This is a genomic window from Bacillus sp. SG-1 (genome assembly GCF_000181495.1).
Taxonomy (GTDB): domain Bacteria; phylum Bacillota; class Bacilli; order Bacillales; family Bacillaceae_B; genus Rossellomorea.
In genome coordinates this window covers 1-15,704 of sequence record NZ_ABCF01000025.1, presented here as the reverse complement: position 1 = coordinate 15,704, position 15,704 = coordinate 1, and the positions used below count along the sequence as shown (strand labels likewise).

Sequence of the window (15,704 nt, the reverse complement as noted above, 5' to 3'; positions counted from 1 at the left end):
GGTGCTAATCTTTTAATCTCGGAATTCGGGGACCAGTACTTTTTTCTATATAAAAGACTTCAATATTATGAATATGAATATGCCATTTAACTTTTTCCAACGCAGGAAATTGAGAGGTTTCCACGTCGAGCAGAACCATATCATCTATGACGTCTAAAATTTTCCCTATGAATATGAAAGGGTAGTTGGGCATCAGCATGAACACCCTTCTTCCTTTGTTCACCCTGAACAAATCAACAAGTCCCTCATCATGAATGTCATTAATTGACTGAAACGAATCTCTTTCCTGATCACTGATTGCCATAGCTGAGTGTCCTCCTTTTACGTTAATGGGAATACGGTGTCACAAGGGATTTCCGTCGTAAACGATACGATTTTTTCCAGTGGTATGGATATCGGCATCGGAAATTCATAAAATGGTGCATTGACTATTTTGAAAATGACCGGATCCAGTGTAATATGCCCCCGGCCCACCTCAGCAAGGGTGCCGCAAAATATCGGCCTGAAGGTCTGGCCAAGCAGGTTCAGCTGGGGGGCTTCAGTGATGACCAGGATTTCCCTCCCCATTAAATCCATAAGTTCCAGGAGCAGGCGGTCTTCCGGCAGTCTGTTATTCGTCTTCATAGTTTTCCCCCTTATCATTCACGAGAACGTTTTAGTAATCTTTTTGCAAGATGTAAAAGTCTCAGTGTTCGAATATATGAAACAGTCGATAAATCAATGTGCTTAATTCGATTCGACTGTTTGATATGGAGCTTATGGTCATTTGCTTCTAGGATCTTACCGGTATATTCGTCTCCTTCGGCAGTCTTTACTTCCACCCTCGACCCTTTCCATGTATGGAGATTGGACTCCAAGGAATCTTCGCAGAACTGTTGAAACAGCTCTTCTTTCCTGGAAACAGTCTCTCCAAATTGTTGGAGCAGCTTCGTTCTGAGGTCGTTATCATAAATATAATGCTGATGTGTATTGGAATAATTGGGAATTCCGAAGGGGATGTTGGCAGATTGGATAGCATCATAGGGAATCCAGAAACGGTCTTTCAAGTTGGACAACATAACGAAATTTCGTCCAATGGCCGCCACTTTTCCTTCTGTGTACATGACTGCATTCCCTGAATTAGAATACACTTCAACCTGCTGATTTCGTTTCTTTTTAAAAAATTTCTTCAAGGTCAGCACTTTCCGCCGTTTCTCATTCGTTGAACCTAGATTGAACAGATTCTTTTGATCCATGTATTCCATCAGGATTCTTGTTTCTTCTGTTGAAACAGCGCTGGTCGGGGATGTGAGTCCCTCCCCTTTCAGGAGGCTTCTTTGATTGATGGCATCCATTTGATGGACTTCATTTTCTCTCATTTTCAGAAGTTTTTCGATATATTCATCTCTTTTTACCTGGGGTTTCATGAATCCCCTCCTTTTCGTCATTCTGCTGCGAGCCATTCAATGTGTTGGACCACTTCTTCAACGTTCACCTTTTTATCCCCCACTGCCATATCGTGATAAGCCCTGATTTTATTATTTGCATCCACGAGGTACATTGTTGTGCTATGGGTGACGAACCCGCTTTCGTTCTTCTGGTAAATCATCTTGAAGTCTTTCGCTATTTGTTCTGTGGTCGAAGTGTCACCCCGCAGCATCATCCACCCTGCATGATCCACGCTGAAGTTCTGTGCATATTCCTGCAGCCTTTCCTGAGTATCGACCTCCGGGTCAAGGGTGATGGAAATGAACCTTACTTTTTCCTTGAAAAGATTTTTTGTTTCCAATTCTTTCTTGACTTGTTCCAGGTCAAAGAGTGTCATGGGGCAAATGTCAGGACAGTGGGTATAAAAAAACACTACTAATTTAATTTTTTGATCATGCAGTTGGAATGTTGAGCCATCTACACTTTCTAATGCTGCATTTTCAACTGACCCAAGAAGCGGAAGTCTTTCTTGACGCGGCCAGAGAAAAAAGATGGCCATCAATGCTGCAAGGACGAATATTCCCAAAGCAATCTTTCTCTTCATTTTTCCCCGCCCTTCTACACTTTCAATGAATAGAGGATCAAGCCTATTGTCACGAAAAGGATCGCTGTTCCAAAAGCCGTGAACGTCAGCATATTAAACTGAAGCACACTTGCGGTATCCATGGGGAGTCCGCACAAGGATGGATCTTTGATGACGCTGCCTGACATCGCACCCATAAGTCCTCCCGTTGCGCCTGAAAAAATCCCGCTTAAAACGGCATGCAGTCGAACCAGACAGCCGAATGCCGCTCCAATCAGAATCCCTGATAAGGCAGCTAAACCAAGCGTCACATCAAATGGAAAAGGCGAAACGAATGAAAATTGCATGGATAGAATGAGTGAAATAATGGAAGCGGAAGACATACTGATGGTCATGCCGTAGCGGTTATCGAAAAGCAATCTCTTCTTTCTGAATTTCATCCAGGCAGTTATACTAAGAAAGATTGCAGAAATGAGGGAAATATAGATTAATTGAATCATCGCGCCTCCCCCTTCAGGACCTCCTGACTGAAAACACAACCGTGACATAAGCAAAAAGCAGGATGAATTCGAAAAAAAATAAAAACAACAACTGGTTTTCGATCAAAGCTCCAACCATTGGTCCCATCAACCCCATCATCAATCCATTCACATAACCGGTTAAAGCGGTCTGATAATCAAACAGCATACCGAAGACTCCCCCGGTAAGCAGGCCGATAATCACAGACAGAAGCGTAACGCTCGTATAAAAGAATGGATAGACCATAATGAGGAGAATTCCTGTTGAAACAGCAGTGAATCCCCCTGCTGTAATTGAAATGTTCATCCCAAGCTGAAATCCGATCAGTCGTTTGTTCTCATGAACAAAGACGTACAAGCAGCCGGTGACCAGAACATTTAGTGCAAATAAGAACAACAACCAGAAGTCGGCAATGATCACTCACCCCGTTCTTGTTATAGATAAAAAATTTTAAATTAACACACTTCAGTCAAATTTTATTACTCTATTTTCCAATTCATGACTATTAGGCACATATTCATAAAAAATATATAAACTGACAAGGCTTCTGCCCGATTTATACACCTTTTTTACCGCCTGTACATTTACTGAATAGTAAGGGATTGGCAGAAATTTGAAAGTCTTTTCCTCATTATGATATCTATAAGGTTTTACAGAAGTGATTTTATGAAGAAGTATGAAATATTGAACATTAAGGAGGTAATTACATGATTGTAGGTCCAATAGATCCCGCTAATGGTTTTCCGATGTGGTATAAAGATGAAAATGGCTTGAAGCTTGCCATGAATGCAAACGCATTTGATCCGCTTTCCATTGTGACGCCTCAAGACCTTCCGGATCCTAATAGCCCTGTTTCCTTCCCGGACAATTTCCCTTCCGAAGCATTTTATATGCTTGCCGAAGCAGAAATGACGACAGGAACAGGAGAAAGGGCCCTGCTGGTTTTGGCATTGGAAGCGGCTTTCGCTGAAGAAATACCAAGAGAGGGTGATCAGTTGGTGTTTGGCCGTGTCCGCATCAGGGTGTCCGGTCTTCGTGCAAATGAAGAATACGTTGTTACCCACCCTTATGGAACGGACACGTTTATAGCGGAAGTAGCTGATGACGATGAACCGGAAGTGGGAGAAATCAGGTTTTCAGAAGATATAGGTGAGGTGCAGGATTTCGAATCAGCATTGGAAAGCCGGGTCCACCCGTTTTTACAGTGGGATCCAACTGTGGCTCCTGCTGCGCCGGAAGGGTATATTGGAGATCCGGCCATCCCCCACCAGATTACCGGAAGCCTATTTATAGACGAAACGGGAGCGCCGCAGAATATTTTCAGGATTCAAGGCCCGGGAATCGGTATAGGCTCTCCTGATGCTTCTGTCACCCCAGGCTTCAATCCGGATAATACTATAGAAACAATGCTTTTTACCCTCGCTGGTAAACTATCAACCGTTTCAGGACTGGATATAGAAAGAGCCAACTTCACTCGAACAGAAGAAGGAACAGGTTTTATTGATGTCTTTGTTAAATCTGAGACCACACCGCAGGACATTCAGGTTTCAGGAGATGGAGTAACTCCTGCCGGGCTTATCGGCGGAAATGGTGTTTATTTTGCCAGAACAGAATATGTAGGGACCACACCGCTGGACACAGTCACTGTGACAAATGTCTCGGACGTCCCGCCTACTGTAAAAACAGCTGCACCTGTAGATTTTGTATGGGCTGAAGCCATTTATGATACAGATGCTTCCACGTTGACAGTAATTGCAAGCTCAAGCGATGAAGCAGGCAATCCAGAACTTACTCTCGAAGATTTCGGCAATGGTATTTTTACAATCCCTCCAGAAGGAACTCTCATACTAACCGGCCTCAACATTGTACCTGGCAGCATTACCGTCCAATCCTCTTCTGGTGGAGTTACTGAGGTTTCGGTTGTCATTACAGGAGGAAATACGGATCCACTCCCGGTCACAGCGATTGCAGGTACCGACCAGACTGTTTTGTGGGGAAGCAATGTTACGCTCGATGGTACTGGATCAACCGGTGCAATCGAGTCTTACAACTGGGTACAAATCGGTGGTGAGCCAGTTGTATTGAACGGCTCTGAAACGGATCAGCCTACTTTTGCAGCTCCCTCTCTCGATACTTTATTGGAGTTCGAATTGACAGTGACGGGGCCGGAAGGTGGCACATCTACAGATACGGTCACCATTACAATAAGAGAAACTGTTCCGGCACCAGTGGCAGATGCAGGCCCGGATCAGCTGCTATCCCCTGGCAGCGAGGTCACACTACGGAGCCGTTCAACTGGAGTAATATCGGATTATAACTGGTCACAGGTTTCCGGCCCGCCTGTTACTTTAACCAATCCGGATTCACCGGTTTCGACTTTTACCTTCCCGAACCAACAGGCAACATTAGTCTTTGAATTAACCGTTGTCGGTCCAGGCGGAAGCTCCAGCGATACTGTGGAAATATCAGCTGCAGAGGATGTACTGGCGATCACACGGGCAGAGTTCCGGACTAGGGACGCAGAATGGCGGATCAGCGGGACCACCACAGCGACAAATGGTGTGACCGTTACGATTTACCTTGGAGATGACTTAAACGGTCCCGTTCTCGCGGAAGCAATAGCCGATAATCTTGGAGAATGGGAGTTCAGGGTTGAAGGCTCTTCCATTACACCGGATAACAGTCGTTCAATTTCCGTCCAATCCTCCCTCGGCGGCACCCTTCTCGATATTCCGATTAATATCCGTCAGTAAAAGGATAATTACTTTGAAAGGAGCTTAAAAAAATGGAATTCTACTATTCTCAGTTAAAAGCATTGAGCGGAAATTGTTCCTCTTGCGGGTGCTGCGAAAGAGGGCCAAGAGGTCCTGTTGGGAGACCGGGGCCTCGTGGACCAAAAGGTGATCCAGGGACCCCGGGTGTTCTGGCGGTCACCCATGGATACGGATATTTTCAAGGAACCAGAAGAGGACCGGGCATAGTACCTTTAAATGTTCCGGGACCTTTAACCAATACGGAGATGGACAACAATGGGCTGAAAGTATTGGAAGCCGGCACGTATCAAATCAGTTATAAAGTCAACCTGGAAGCTGCTGGTGCAGCGAATCCTGAGTCCTCTAACTTCTATCTGCTTGTAAATGATTCGATTGACATTCGCTCTTCCCTCACCACAGCATCTGCTGCCGGACAAAAGCAATCCTTGAGTGCATCCGTCCTCTTTTCACTGCTCGAAGGTGATGAAGTCACGCTTATGGCTGATATACCCGAAAATGCAAGTTACAGCATGCCGGTATTGCAAGTTTTGAGAATTGGGTAAAACACTATTCGTATAGTTTGTTGGTTTGTGTTTTGATTGCAGCGTTTGGGCCATGCGGGGTTTTTGGGATTTTCATTTCCAGCTCCCAGGTAACCAGCCCTGGACCCGCTTGTGACTCGGAAATCACCTTGCCTACCTAATAATCTGTAAAAAAAGAGCCTGTATCCTTCTCGTGGGATGCAGGCTTACCTGTTTTATGATGGCTCTGCTTTACGATAACAGCATGAGCATAAACGGTACAGAAACAATGCTGACGGATGTCGTTACCAATGTGCTGAACGAAACCAGATCCGGCTCTGTATCGAACTGCACGGCGAACATGGTGGTATTGGCTGCTGTCGGCATGGCGGCCAGTACAATCAGCACACTTGATAATAGAATGTCTAATGACAATAGAACCGTTATACCATATGCGATAAGCGGCGAAGCGACAAACCTCATCACAAGGACAGCAGACAACTCTTTCATTTGAACATTCTTTTTAGAAATATTCGCTAACTGCATCCCCAATACAAGCATAATGGTCGGGATGGTGGCGGAAGCAATAAGATTTATCCCGTTATACAAGAAGTCAGGCAGCGGAACAGAACCGACCTGGAACAAAAGCCCGGCAACAGAACCGTATAAAACAGGCATCTTGATGATCTTGATCAAGGAGTCCTTGAAGGTCCCTCCTTTCTTGCTTCCTTTGGCGGCGAAATAAAGTCCAACCGTATTCATTAAAAGCGATTGAATGACCATCATGATGACCGCATACTGAAATCCTGTTTCACCAAAGGCAAACAGAATGACCGGAACCCCGTAATTGCCGCTGTTCATAAATGCTCCTGCCAGCACGAAAGCTGACGTTTTTGTTTGCGGAAGGTTTGTAAATCTTCCCGCCACGATGGAAATTAACACCAGTCCAAATAGAAGCAGAACACAAAATAGAATAATATATAAGTAATTAATACTTAATTCGTTTTCATAGAACGTCTGGAATGCCAAAAAAGGCAGCATTAAATATAGCGCAGCAGTCGATATTGATTTGATATCTAAATTAAGGACTCTTTGCCCAATAAAGCCGACCGAGAGAATAATAAAAACCGGTAAAACTATTAATATTAAGTTCATCTTCTATAACTCCAAACCATTATTTTTCTAAAATAACAATAATGTCATTTACTTAGTATAAAGCAAAAGCAGAAATCCCGCTTGCCTTTTGCCTGACAATTATTGTCTATTGATCTAGTGATTGTGAACCTATGTAAACGTCCGGAGAATAAATGAAGGTAATGAACAACCGGCTGCTCATTACCTTACAGACCGCTGCGATCAAAAACAAAAACGACTTCTGCTTTACATGTAACATCTGTTTCAATCAGCGTCAAAAAGTTTTCGGAATCCGGGTTCAGCACCGCTATTCTCTGCCCTTCATTAATAAGGCTCCAAACCACCAATGGACATTGATTGAAAGATTTCTCATCAGCATGCGCAAAAAGTCCGCTCAAATTTAAGAGCTCCCCGGGCGTTGCCATCCTCCATCCCGGAGCAAGTCTTTCGGACATTTTAATTGCTTCATTTAAGGAGACAGATTTTTTTATATATTGAAAAAGGATCTTTGAATGGGGATCATACTGGATGGAGTAAGCCAAACGCTCTCTTACTCTTTCGCACTCCCCCTCTTCTGTTTCAGCCGGAAGCTCTGGACAGTTATTGCGGAATTTGAAGAAATCTTTTAAGCGTTGAAAGAAATTCCTCATGAAAAACTCACCTCCTGATACAGTTTATTCAAGAGATGAGACAAGCGATTGGACGTTAATGTGTCATATTGTCATTGCGGGTGTCTATGTACAAAGTGCCGTCTTGTTTGACTTCCGCGTAAAAAACTTCAGAAACAGAACCAATTCCATTTTGTCTTAACTGCTGCTGCAGCCATTCTTCCTGGAGATTCAACTTTTTCAGGTTATTTTCAATTACTGTTCCGTTTGCGATAACTTCCGTGGTAAGCGGGAAGATTTTTGTTTTGAAAGGAATGTTCATATCTTTTTTTGTAAGTGACTGTTGAGCCTGTTTTTTGAGAACAGACAATTTTCCATCCGTTTCAAATATAGAAAAGTCTACATCGCTGACTGAAAAAATGCTTTTTTCCCGCAGCTTGACAAGCAACGCATCCACATCTAATTGGGTTCTCTTAAGGGACTTTTCCATAATTTTACCCTGTTTGATGACAATGATGGGTTCACCTTCAATAATTTTTCGTGCACTCTTTGACTTAATATCCATGTATCCAAATAAGAGTGTCAGTATCAGCCAGCTGCCCAATGCCAGCAGAGCGTTTCTTATAGAAAAATTGGCTGAAGAAACGATCGCCCCGCCAATCGAACCCAAGGCAATAGCAGAAATGAGATTAAAGTAAGTCATCTGGCTGATTTCCTTTCTGCCGGAAATCCTTGCCACTATAAAAAGACCAGAAAAGGTAATCCCCACTCTCAATAACAACTCTGCAGCATCCATGGCACTCAACCTCCTTCTGCTTAGTATTTTCATTAAATGGGAAATTATGATGTGTAGTCGGAGGTATTTGTAAAACGTGAATGACGTCTTGCTGGGTGGTCGGTATTCCAGCCTTTGTTCGAGAGGTGTCTTGGGTTGTGAATTGCGTTGTTGAATCCGGGAACCTTCTAGTTTTGCATGATGCAGGATTTATCGTGGTGATTGGCGTGGGAATCAACCATTAGAGAAGATGAGTGGGGTTATAATGGGGTGAAAAGGAGAGAAACACCTATTATAACAGGCAAGTTGTGTTTGTAATGGGTGATTAGCAGGGAAACGACCTATTAGACGGAGTCCGTCATGTTTATAATGGGTGATTACCCTATTTCAGAATACAAGCCGTTTTATAATGTGCTGATGATTAAAATCCCCCCTTTTCAAAAAAGAATCTAAGCCCCTGTCATGACAGCAAAAAGGGGCATTTGGCTAACATCACTTTTTCATTTGAATCTCGTTCAGCATTTTCAGCATCTCAGGAATAATAGCTTCTGCTTCTTCTGCGTTGGGATAGTGTATTGTGAATTTCAACAGTATGCCATCCACTTTTTTTACCACAATGTTAGTTTGGATTTTTTCATCGTTTGCATGAAGGAAGAAATGAGCATCTTTATAGAATGGCAGAGAATTTTCTGTTGGGATTTTTGTCAATTTTCCAAGCGCTTTTAGCTTAGCCGCAGCATTCTTTTTCGCTGTCCTGATATCCGTTTTGGAATGGAGCACTTCCACCCTGACAAAATAAGTTTCATTCTTTTTGTTCAGGAGAATGAAGGTTCTTGGTTCTTCTGCAGTAAAGGTGTACCCAATGAAAGGAGTTAATTTCAGCTGAACTTTTTCTGCATCATAGGATACTCCTTTGATTTTATTCACTTTCAATACCTGACCTGCCAGTATCAGGTTGCTTTTTAATCCGTTCCTCTGTTTTAATTCTTCTACCGTTTAACCCTACTTCTTGCTTATGCTCCAAAGGGTATCTCCAGACCGGACGAGAACGACATTTGGAATTTCAAGCTTTTGCCCAATATAAATCGTATCTGATTTCAGCTGGTTAACATGTTTTAGCTGCCCTGCCGTACTGTTATATTTCTGGGACAGACTCCATAAAGTGTCTCCTTTTTTCACCGTGACAAGCTTCTTTACTTCAACTTTGTCACCCTCATAGATGGTGTTGGAAGATAATCCGTTGCTTCCCTTCAAATGATCCACTGTCATGCCGTACTTTTGAGATAGACTCCAAAGGGTATCTCCTTTTTGGATGAGATGAAATCCAGCGGCACCTGCACTGGAAACTCCCAGTGTAGATATCGCTATGGCTATCGCGGCAGATTTAAGAAACTTTTTCTTCATTAAAATAACCCCCAATAATGTTTCTCTTGATGTCCCTGCTAATCTTTTCCTTTTACACCCTATTAGACGGTAGGAAAAACAGCAAGTTACATGAAGATGAGCCCATTTTGGAGGTTTTAAACTATTAAGAAATATGCCCCGAATACAAACGCAATCAGTATAACAAAAACGCCCAGTGTTACAATGCTGAACTTGGAAGTCCGGAACGTTTGATTGTTGATCGTTTCTATCTTTCTCATGTAGGTGACGATTGCCATAATGATGGTCAAAATGCCAAGACCAACGGATGCTAACCCGATGATATTGGCGAGCAAATCCCCTGCAGGTGATAAACTGGATTTCATTGTAAAGTGAAGGTTGGTAACAAGAAATCCAACACCAATAATGGCAATAGCCGTCCGGATCCAAGCAAGGAACGTCCTTTCGCTAGCCAGATGCTGTTGGATATACTTTGATTCAATAGTTTGATTTTTAGCTGTTAGCTTGTTTTCTGATCCTGACATGAGGTTCACCTCGAGAGTAGAATTTACAAATCATTCCGGTTTTTGGGCAATGAATTGAATGACATGGGACAACCCTTTATGCAGTTCCCCTTCTTCTCGCATGACTTCACCCATGAAGAAGTGGATGATTCTCCAATCACTGAAGCTTTTCAAAAAGTCCTCAGGACGGTAAAGCATCTCTTCCTCTTTAGGACCTCCGCTTTTGTAAGGTATTTGATAGACAGAGTACACTTCAGTAACAAAATGCCCTCCCGGCTTAATTGTATCTTTTACACCTTGAAGTGTTTTCTGCTTTAATTCATCAGGGAAATGTCCAAAAATACTAACGACTCCATCCCATTTGTTTCGCTCAAAATCAGCATGGTTTAAGTCTACTAGCTCGGTAGTGACATGAACATTTTTCGATTGGGCCAGGCGCTTGGTTTTTTCTAATCCTGAAGCGGCGTAATCCCAAGCAGTAACCTCCAACCCTTGGGAAGCAAGATAAACGGCATTTCGGCCTTCACCTTCAGCAATAGCCAGCACTTTTCCTGATAAAGAAAGCTTTTCAAAAGCTGAAACTAAAAATTGATTTGGCTCTGTTCCATATACATATTCTTTTTTGCTGAACCTTTCATTCCACATGTTGATCCATCTCCTCCCATTTTAGTTTCTTATGTAGGTCCACCCTTTGAGAACGGAATTGACATAAATAATTTCTTAATGGTCATTGTCCCATCCTCAAAGAAGTATAAAAACCATTTTAAAAGATCTTATTTAGCAATAAAATGACTCCTGCCAGGAGCCAGACAAGCACTCCCGGTCATATAGGAGGAAGGAATTTCCGAAATGACCGGGAATCTTTTGACTGGATTCCTCAGGAACCATTACATTGGTGTTTTTGTTTTGCAGCCATTTAATCACCTATTCTTTAGGGGTTTTTGGATATTATTTTTCAATCGAGAGTAGTCGCTATCACACCAAATTAAAGTTCTTTTAGTTTACAGAATATCCATCCAAATTTTTATTGCTGTACCGAGGATAAGGACAGCAAGAATGTATTGAAGAATCTTTGTGTTAACTTTTTTACCGGCCATGGCACCAAGTGGAGAGGCGATCAAACTCGCGACCACCATGACCAATGCAGGCATGTATTCTACCTGACCGGTTGTAATCTTCCCGACCGTAGCTCCGATGGAAGAAATGAATGTGATCGCCAAGGAAGAAGCAATCGTCATACGAGTTGGGATTTTTAACACAACAAGCATGATTGGCACAAGCAGGAAAGCTCCGGCAGCGCCTACGATTCCAGCACCGATACCGACGATTAATGCCAGTGAAGCTGCAAGCCATTTATTGAATGTGACTTGATCGAGCGGGATGTCATCGATCCCTTTTTTGGGAATGAACATCATAATTGCCGCAATCAAAGCAAGGATACCATAAACTAAGTTGATACCGCCTTCAGACATCAATTTTGAACCATAGCCCCCGATGAAACTTCCGATCAGGATGGCACCACCCATGTAGGCAATTAATGTCTTGTTAAGATATCCGCCTTTTCGGTAAGCCCAAACACCACCGATGGTAGCGAAGAATACTTGTACTGCACTGATTCCAGAGACCTCATGAGCACTGAATGCCGCAAGGCCGAACAATGGCGGAATGTATAAAAGCATCGGATATTTAATGATGGAGCCGCCGATTCCAAGCATTCCTGAAATATAGGAACCGATGAAACCAATTAGAAAAATAACAATGATAAAACCTATGTCCATTTTTTTAACCTCCTTAAAAAGGGAACCTCAATTGGTTCCCTGTATGATTATTAGCCTTTTTTGATCCAGAACTTGAAGACATCATTATCTTCTTCGTGTTTCACTAATTCGTGGCCGCCTGATTTCGCCCAGGCAGTCAGGTCGCTTTTTGCGCCTTTGTCTGTTGCATGAATCTCTAGGACATCACCTGATTGCAATTCGTTGATGGCTTTTTTTGTTTTTACGATTGGCATTGGGCAAGCAAGTCCTTTTGCGTCTAATACTTTTGTTGATTCCATTGTATAGCCTCCTGATAATTGTTTTTTGTTAGTTTTAATGGTGTTGGCCGATATTCGTCAAGGGATGGCCGATATTCGACTTGTTTGGATCGTTATTCGACAACGAACGAGCGATATTCGACACATTCTGGTCGATAAACGACACAATTCAGACGATAAAGAATGATAGGCGGGCACCAGCCGGTTCGTCCGCCTGGTTACTTTTCAATCGCTTATCTAACCGCACAACGATTAGGTCCGATTTCCATCTCGCGCTGCTCATCATTATCCGGCGTGATTTGACCCATGTTGGTCTTGCGGATTTCTTGGTACGCATTTGGCTGAGGCGGAAGGTTTTCCGTCACTAGTGAGCGGAACTCGCCTTCATCTGCAATGTTCAAGCCATGGTTTTGTTCATACAATACACCGAGTTTTTCAGATACGCTTCCATCTTCATTCAACTCATCGATGATCATGAAGTGAGCCGGAAGAACAATCAAATCATTGGATAGTTCTTTGTAGCGTGAATAAAGCGTTTCTCTTAAATCTCCTACCCAGTCCTCAGCCAAGCCTGCAAGGTCCGGTCTGCCAATTGAATCGATGAACAGGATGTCGCCTGTCATCAAGTATTGGTCATCGACGACAAATGATGTGGAACCGATTGTGTGGCCTGGCGAATATAGCGCATGAATATTAATTTTTGTGTTTCCGATTGTAACTTCATTCTCGTCTTCCAATGCTGCATATTCAAATGTAACACCCTCAGCATCTTTCGGCGGCAGCCAGTACGTTGCACCTGTATTCTGTGCGATGATACGTCCGCCTGAAATATGGTCGGCATGAAGATGGGTATCAAATACATGAGTGATTTTGGCATCTAGGCTGGCAGCAAAATCTGTATAGATGTCCGCCATGCGAGTGGAGTCAATGATCGCTGCTTCACCGTTGGAAACAACCATGTAAGACAGGCAGCCTTTTCCGATACGAACGAATTGGTATAGCTCTCCTCCGTCTTTTAAGTCCCCGACTTTAACCGGCTCCAGGTGTTCACTCCATGCTTTCATACCACCTTCAAGGTACGCTACATCCAAACCTTCGTCAGACAGCATTTCTGCGACCATGACAGAAGAGCCTTCTTTAGCACATACTACTAGAATTTCCTTATTGGATGGGATTTTATCCATAATTTCTTCTACTCCGTCAATCAGGTCAAAATAAGGGACATTTAAGTAGTCAAAATTATGTCCTTCAATTTTCCAGTCCTGGTATGCGTCTTCATTACGAACGTCTAAAATAAACAGTTCTTCATTGTTGAATACTTTTTTTGTCACTTCTTTTGATTTCATTGCTTTTACAGTCATTCAATTACCCCCTTCGGTATAATTACACACAAATTTTTTTGGCTAAAAGACTGCCGTCAGCCCGCTAAGATTTTTAAAATATTTGCAGGATTGAAGCCTATTATCCACCTGTTGTTGATTTTTGTTTGTGGAACTCCCAGTTGACCGGTTGTGTTCACAAGCTTAGTCAATTCTTCAGGATGATTGTCAATATTAACTTCTGTGAATTCTATATGTTCCGCATTAAGAAAGCTTTTCAGCCTGCCACATTGTGGACAATGTGTTGAAGTGTAAATAGTTACTTTATTCATGGGTCTTAGCTTTGGGAAGAATCCGTTTTTCCGGACCACTCACTCATGCCTGGGACAACATTGATTACTTTCGAGAACCCATTTTCAGCAAGCTTTTGTGAAGCAAGGTCGCTTCGATTCCCTGTACGGCATACAACGTAGATTTCATCTTCTTTATTCAATTCATTCATACGACTCTCAAGTTCTCCCATTGGAATGGAAACGGCATTGGGAATATGATTGAACGCATATTCTGCTTCTTCCCTTACATCCAGTACAACAATATCATTCTCTAATTTTGCTTCCAGCTCTTCATTGTTTACCGTGTTTGGGTGTTTTTTTTCAATCTTTTCTTCTCCGGAAGCTTTTCTTAAATAATGCTTTAGGAGGTCACCATCTTCAATTGTACCGAGATATTGGTGGCCTGCTTTTTCTGCCCAAGCCTTAATATCAGCTGTAGAGCCCTTATCTGTTGCCTCAACCAGCAATACCTGGCCGCCTTCTAAATTGGTAATGGCTTTTTTTGTTTTGACAATGGGCATTGGGCAAGCGAGCCCTTTTGCATCTAATACAGAATCGGCTTTAATACTTTCCATTCTTTTACCTCCTGTTCATACTTAATGGGGTATACGTCCATTCAAAAAAATTATTCAGTTTTGCCTTCCCATGCAAGCATACCGCCGTTCATATTAATGACTTCAAAGCCTTGGCTTTCTAACAATTGACATGCACGGCCGCTTCTGCCTCCAGAACGGCAAACCATTACATACTCTTTGGATTTGTCTAACTCATTCATGCGGGATTCAACTGACCCCAAAGGGATATGGACAGCTCCTGGAATTTTTCCTTCAGCTACTTCATCATCTTCACGCACATCAATAAGATTGATGTCCTTTGAGTTATTGATCATTTCCTCTACTTCTTTAGGTGAAATTTCTCTCATTTTAGTATCCTCCTTTTATTGAACTCTTTTCCTGTGGAAAGTGGTCTTCACATTAATAAAGTGTAATCAAAGCTAGGGGGTTCATACAATCTTTCCCCGAAACTTACTATTATTAAACTTTCCTTTGGTAATAGCGATTACCTGATTAAATGAACAGATTAACGTTGCCGTCTTCTGCATCAGCTAAATAAGCTGCTACTCCGGCATAGTCGATGTTTTCTAGTAATTCTTCTTTTTGCAAACCAAGAAGATCCATTGTCATCGTGCAGGCTACTAATTTAACGTCTTGTTCCTGAGCCATCTCAATCAGATTAGGCAATGACATGACATTGTGCTTCTTCATGACACCTTTAATCATTTTCGGTCCGAAGCCTGCAAAGTTCATGTTGGATAATCCCATATTGTCGGCGCCTCTTGGCATCATTTTACCGAACATTTTTTCCATGAATCCTTTTTTCACTTCAACGTTTTCTTCTTTACGAAGGGCATTCAATCCCCAGAAAGTATGGAAGATGGTTACCTCGTGATCATAAGCAGCCGCTCCGTTTGCTATAATGTAAGCCGCCATCGTTTTATCATAGTCTCCGCTGAATAATACAATTGTTGTTTTTTTCTTTTCTGACAAAAATATCTCCTCCTATTGTCTATTATGCCAACTACCCTATGGGGTATATTTGTCGTTAAAAAAATTTATCCTTTTTTGATCCAGAATGTAAATACATCATTTTCTTCTTTATGGTCTAGTAATTCGTGGCCACCGGACTTAGCCCATGCAGTCAAGTCACTTTTTGCACCTTTATCAGTTGCAAGAACTTCCAGAACCTGACCGGATTCCAATTCATTCATTGCTTTCTTCGTTTTCACGATAGGCATGGGACAAGCCAGGCCTTTTGCATCTAAAATTTTATCT

At 42.4% G+C, this 15,704-nt stretch carries 22 protein-coding genes and 1 pseudogene; 2 read left to right on the top strand and 21 right to left on the bottom strand.

Annotated elements, in window-relative coordinates; all coding sequences use genetic code 11:
• Positions 1–4 precede the first annotated feature (4 nt).
• Genes BSG1_RS11580 through BSG1_RS11555 form a run of 6 tightly spaced genes read right to left on the bottom strand, consistent with a single transcriptional unit; the run spans position 5 to position 2,929 of the window.
• Positions 5–304, bottom strand: coding sequence for a hypothetical protein (locus tag BSG1_RS11580; RefSeq protein ID WP_006837218.1), 300 nt, complete (start codon positions 302–304; stop codon positions 5–7).
• A gap of 17 nt (positions 305–321) precedes the next feature.
• Positions 322–624 carry a hypothetical protein gene (locus BSG1_RS11575; RefSeq protein ID WP_044022789.1) on the bottom strand — a complete coding sequence of 101 codons (303 nt, stop codon included), beginning with the start codon at positions 622–624 and terminating at the stop codon, positions 322–324.
• Positions 625–638: 14 nt separating this feature from the next.
• The gene (locus BSG1_RS11570) at positions 639–1,406 is read right to left on the bottom strand and encodes a hypothetical protein (protein WP_044022788.1); all 768 of its coding nucleotides are present in this window, start codon (positions 1,404–1,406) and stop codon (positions 639–641) included.
• A gap of 17 nt (positions 1,407–1,423) precedes the next feature.
• Complete coding sequence (locus BSG1_RS11565; protein WP_006837215.1) at positions 1,424–2,011, bottom strand: SCO family protein; 588 nt, start codon at positions 2,009–2,011, stop codon at positions 1,424–1,426.
• A gap of 14 nt (positions 2,012–2,025) precedes the next feature.
• Entirely contained in the window at positions 2,026–2,490 is a 465-nt protein-coding gene (locus BSG1_RS11560; protein WP_006837214.1) for a hypothetical protein, read from the bottom strand.
• A gap of 13 nt (positions 2,491–2,503) precedes the next feature.
• The gene (locus BSG1_RS11555; protein WP_006837213.1) at positions 2,504–2,929 is read right to left on the bottom strand and encodes a hypothetical protein; all 426 of its coding nucleotides are present in this window, start codon (positions 2,927–2,929) and stop codon (positions 2,504–2,506) included.
• Positions 2,930–3,216: 287 nt separating this feature from the next.
• Here BSG1_RS11555 and BSG1_RS11550 point away from each other — a divergent pair, with 287 nt between their 5' ends.
• Together BSG1_RS11550 and BSG1_RS11545 are read left to right on the top strand one after the other, a co-directional pair.
• Positions 3,217–5,262: a PKD domain-containing protein gene (locus BSG1_RS11550; protein ID WP_044022787.1), complete on the top strand. Its 2,046-nt coding sequence runs from the start codon at positions 3,217–3,219 to the stop codon at positions 5,260–5,262.
• Positions 5,263–5,294: 32 nt separating this feature from the next.
• Entirely contained in the window at positions 5,295–5,825 is a 531-nt protein-coding gene (locus BSG1_RS11545) for a collagen-like protein (protein ID WP_006837211.1), read from the top strand.
• 210 nt (positions 5,826–6,035) lie between these two features.
• Here the strand turns inward: BSG1_RS11545 and BSG1_RS11540 are convergent, their stop codons facing one another.
• The 15 genes and pseudogenes from BSG1_RS11540 to BSG1_RS11470 form a co-directional block, all read right to left on the bottom strand.
• Entirely contained in the window at positions 6,036–6,938 is a 903-nt protein-coding gene (locus BSG1_RS11540; protein ID WP_044022786.1) for an AEC family transporter, read from the bottom strand.
• Positions 6,939–7,123: 185 nt separating this feature from the next.
• Entirely contained in the window at positions 7,124–7,567 is a 444-nt protein-coding gene (locus BSG1_RS11535; RefSeq protein ID WP_006837209.1) for a hypothetical protein, read from the bottom strand.
• Between the two features lie 55 nt (positions 7,568–7,622).
• On the bottom strand, positions 7,623–8,321 hold the full coding sequence (locus BSG1_RS11530) for a YetF domain-containing protein (protein WP_006837208.1): 699 nt from the start codon (positions 8,319–8,321) through the stop codon (positions 7,623–7,625).
• Positions 8,322–8,792: 471 nt separating this feature from the next.
• Complete coding sequence (locus BSG1_RS11525; RefSeq protein WP_006837207.1) at positions 8,793–9,233, bottom strand: hypothetical protein; 441 nt, start codon at positions 9,231–9,233, stop codon at positions 8,793–8,795.
• A 69-nt stretch (positions 9,234–9,302) separates the two neighbouring features.
• The gene (locus tag BSG1_RS11520) at positions 9,303–9,704 is read right to left on the bottom strand and encodes a LysM peptidoglycan-binding domain-containing protein (protein ID WP_006837206.1); all 402 of its coding nucleotides are present in this window, start codon (positions 9,702–9,704) and stop codon (positions 9,303–9,305) included.
• Between the two features lie 116 nt (positions 9,705–9,820).
• Positions 9,821–10,207, bottom strand: a complete 387-nt coding sequence (locus tag BSG1_RS11515; RefSeq protein WP_006837205.1) for a YidH family protein — start codon at positions 10,205–10,207, stop codon at positions 9,821–9,823.
• 30 nt (positions 10,208–10,237) lie between these two features.
• Positions 10,238–10,837: a class I SAM-dependent methyltransferase gene (locus BSG1_RS11510; protein ID WP_044022785.1), complete on the bottom strand. Its 600-nt coding sequence runs from the start codon at positions 10,835–10,837 to the stop codon at positions 10,238–10,240.
• A 350-nt stretch (positions 10,838–11,187) separates the two neighbouring features.
• Positions 11,188–11,964 (bottom strand): sulfite exporter TauE/SafE family protein, encoded by a 777-nt coding sequence (locus BSG1_RS11505; RefSeq protein WP_006837203.1) that lies wholly within the window; start codon positions 11,962–11,964, stop codon positions 11,188–11,190.
• Between the two features lie 50 nt (positions 11,965–12,014).
• On the bottom strand, positions 12,015–12,242 hold the full coding sequence (locus BSG1_RS11500; protein ID WP_006837202.1) for a sulfurtransferase TusA family protein: 228 nt from the start codon (positions 12,240–12,242) through the stop codon (positions 12,015–12,017).
• A gap of 212 nt (positions 12,243–12,454) precedes the next feature.
• Positions 12,455–13,586: pseudogene (locus tag BSG1_RS11495) on the bottom strand (MBL fold metallo-hydrolase).
• Positions 13,587–13,638: 52 nt separating this feature from the next.
• Positions 13,639–13,872 carry a glutaredoxin family protein gene (locus tag BSG1_RS20365; protein ID WP_006837200.1) on the bottom strand — a complete coding sequence of 78 codons (234 nt, stop codon included), beginning with the start codon at positions 13,870–13,872 and terminating at the stop codon, positions 13,639–13,641.
• Between the two features lie 5 nt (positions 13,873–13,877).
• Positions 13,878–14,447, bottom strand: a complete 570-nt coding sequence (locus BSG1_RS11485; protein WP_006837199.1) for a sulfurtransferase TusA family protein — start codon at positions 14,445–14,447, stop codon at positions 13,878–13,880.
• A gap of 50 nt (positions 14,448–14,497) precedes the next feature.
• Positions 14,498–14,794: a rhodanese-like domain-containing protein gene (locus BSG1_RS11480; protein ID WP_006837198.1), complete on the bottom strand. Its 297-nt coding sequence runs from the start codon at positions 14,792–14,794 to the stop codon at positions 14,498–14,500.
• Positions 14,795–14,939: 145 nt separating this feature from the next.
• Positions 14,940–15,419 carry a DsrE/DsrF/DrsH-like family protein gene (locus tag BSG1_RS11475; RefSeq protein ID WP_006837197.1) on the bottom strand — a complete coding sequence of 160 codons (480 nt, stop codon included), beginning with the start codon at positions 15,417–15,419 and terminating at the stop codon, positions 14,940–14,942.
• 65 nt (positions 15,420–15,484) lie between these two features.
• The coding region (locus BSG1_RS11470; RefSeq protein WP_006837196.1) for a sulfurtransferase TusA family protein at positions 15,485–15,704 on the bottom strand (220 nt) is incomplete at its 5' end.

Excerpts from the sequence above, each read along its gene's own strand:
- BSG1_RS11580 (WP_006837218.1), bottom strand. The coding sequence starts at position 304 with ATGGCAATCAGTGATCAGGAAAGAGATTCGTTTCAGTCAATTAATGAC.
- BSG1_RS11575 (WP_044022789.1), bottom strand. The coding sequence starts at position 624 with ATGAAGACGAATAACAGACTGCCGGAAGACCGCCTGCTCCTGGAACTT.
- BSG1_RS11570 (WP_044022788.1), bottom strand. The coding sequence starts at position 1,406 with ATGAAACCCCAGGTAAAAAGAGATGAATATATCGAAAAACTTCTGAAA.
- BSG1_RS11565 (WP_006837215.1), bottom strand. The coding sequence starts at position 2,011 with ATGAAGAGAAAGATTGCTTTGGGAATATTCGTCCTTGCAGCATTGATG.
- BSG1_RS11560 (WP_006837214.1), bottom strand. The coding sequence starts at position 2,490 with ATGATTCAATTAATCTATATTTCCCTCATTTCTGCAATCTTTCTTAGT.
- BSG1_RS11550 (WP_044022787.1), top strand. The coding sequence starts at position 3,217 with ATGATTGTAGGTCCAATAGATCCCGCTAATGGTTTTCCGATGTGGTAT.
- BSG1_RS11545 (WP_006837211.1), top strand. The coding sequence starts at position 5,295 with ATGGAATTCTACTATTCTCAGTTAAAAGCATTGAGCGGAAATTGTTCC.
- BSG1_RS11540 (WP_044022786.1), bottom strand. The coding sequence starts at position 6,938 with ATGAACTTAATATTAATAGTTTTACCGGTTTTTATTATTCTCTCGGTC.
- BSG1_RS11535 (WP_006837209.1), bottom strand. The coding sequence starts at position 7,567 with ATGAGGAATTTCTTTCAACGCTTAAAAGATTTCTTCAAATTCCGCAAT.
- BSG1_RS11530 (WP_006837208.1), bottom strand. The coding sequence starts at position 8,321 with ATGGATGCTGCAGAGTTGTTATTGAGAGTGGGGATTACCTTTTCTGGT.
- BSG1_RS11520 (WP_006837206.1), bottom strand. The coding sequence starts at position 9,704 with ATGAAGAAAAAGTTTCTTAAATCTGCCGCGATAGCCATAGCGATATCT.
- BSG1_RS11515 (WP_006837205.1), bottom strand. The coding sequence starts at position 10,207 with ATGTCAGGATCAGAAAACAAGCTAACAGCTAAAAATCAAACTATTGAA.
- BSG1_RS11505 (WP_006837203.1), bottom strand. The coding sequence starts at position 11,964 with ATGGACATAGGTTTTATCATTGTTATTTTTCTAATTGGTTTCATCGGT.
- BSG1_RS11500 (WP_006837202.1), bottom strand. The coding sequence starts at position 12,242 with ATGGAATCAACAAAAGTATTAGACGCAAAAGGACTTGCTTGCCCAATG.
- BSG1_RS20365 (WP_006837200.1), bottom strand. The coding sequence starts at position 13,872 with ATGAATAAAGTAACTATTTACACTTCAACACATTGTCCACAATGTGGC.
- BSG1_RS11485 (WP_006837199.1), bottom strand. The coding sequence starts at position 14,447 with ATGGAAAGTATTAAAGCCGATTCTGTATTAGATGCAAAAGGGCTCGCT.
- BSG1_RS11480 (WP_006837198.1), bottom strand. The coding sequence starts at position 14,794 with ATGAGAGAAATTTCACCTAAAGAAGTAGAGGAAATGATCAATAACTCA.